Origin of the sequence: Paenibacillus terrae (assembly GCF_000943545.1) — a bacterium.
In the GTDB taxonomy this organism is placed as follows: domain Bacteria; phylum Bacillota; class Bacilli; order Paenibacillales; family Paenibacillaceae; genus Paenibacillus; species Paenibacillus terrae_A.
On record NZ_JTHP01000178.1, the window covers coordinates 1 to 1088 of the forward strand.

Annotated in this window: 1 protein-coding gene and 1 pseudogene; both read right to left on the reverse strand. The window is 33.9% G+C overall.

What is annotated here, in order from left to right; all coding sequences use genetic code 11:
- A pseudogene (locus QD47_RS29500) lies at positions 1–137 on the reverse strand (tRNA-binding protein); the annotation flags it as partial.
- A gap of 57 nt (positions 138–194) precedes the next feature.
- Positions 195–1088, reverse strand: an 894-nt coding sequence (locus QD47_RS29505) for a DMT family transporter (RefSeq protein ID WP_044649476.1), incomplete at its 5' end; no start/stop codon positions are given.

Sequence of the window (1088 nt, forward strand, 5' to 3'; positions counted from 1 at the left end):
GATGTTTTTATTCCGATATCTTGTCCAAAATCAATCTCAAGTTTAATAGCAGGTATTTTTGCTTCTGCAAAAAACTCAGCTTTAATTATTGTTCCAACTCGAATATCCAGTTCCAAAAAATCATCAATCGTTGCCATTTAAACATTCTCCTCATCTATTGTTTTCTCAAATTTCGCGATATACAGTTACAAATTTTAATATTTTGCAACTGTATACTTTAAAGATTTTGCCCAAAAATACATCCCCATACCGAATAAAGTTATCATTCCACCTATGAATTGAAATACAGAGATTATTTCTCCCAAGAATAAGTAAGCGAGAATTATGGCGAGAACAGGTTCTCCAATAATACCCACTGAAACAGTAGTTGCACCCATTGATTTCAACAACAGATTAAAAATATATTGTCCAAAAATAGTTGGGATTACTGCAAGTAAAAAGAAATACATCCAATCCGACGAGTCATATTCGATCAAGGAATAATTATTCAATAAATTGTAGATTAGCATGACGCTGCCACCCAGAAAAAAAACAATAACACTATATAAATTTGCATCTATTTTGTGACTTACTTTCTGTCCTGCCAACATATATGCTGAAACCAAGATTGTTCCTAACAAAGATAACCCATCTCCGATTAATGCCTCTTTGGAAACCCCTATGTCTCCCCAAGCTATAATGATCGAACCGAAAAGAGCAGCGATCAAACAAAGAATGGTTAATATGTTTGCTCGTTCTCTGAACATAAAGTATGAACCCATCATTACAAATAAAGGCTGTAATGATAAGATGACCATGGAGCTCGCAACTGAGGTATATACTAAAGATTCCATCCAAAATAAGAAATATAACCCGAGAAAAAGACCAGCTAAGAAAACGGTACTCCAATCTTTTTTGTTCATCTCTAAGGATCGAAGTATTTTCCAGGGTACAAAAGGAAGCATTATTATTACTGATATATACAGTCTGTACATTCCAGCCACAGAGGTTGGCGTATCTGAGGATTTTATCATGATGGAAGAGATAGAAACAGATAATATGGCAATGAAAAGCAAAATATACGGATGAAACGGTTTATTTATTTTCAT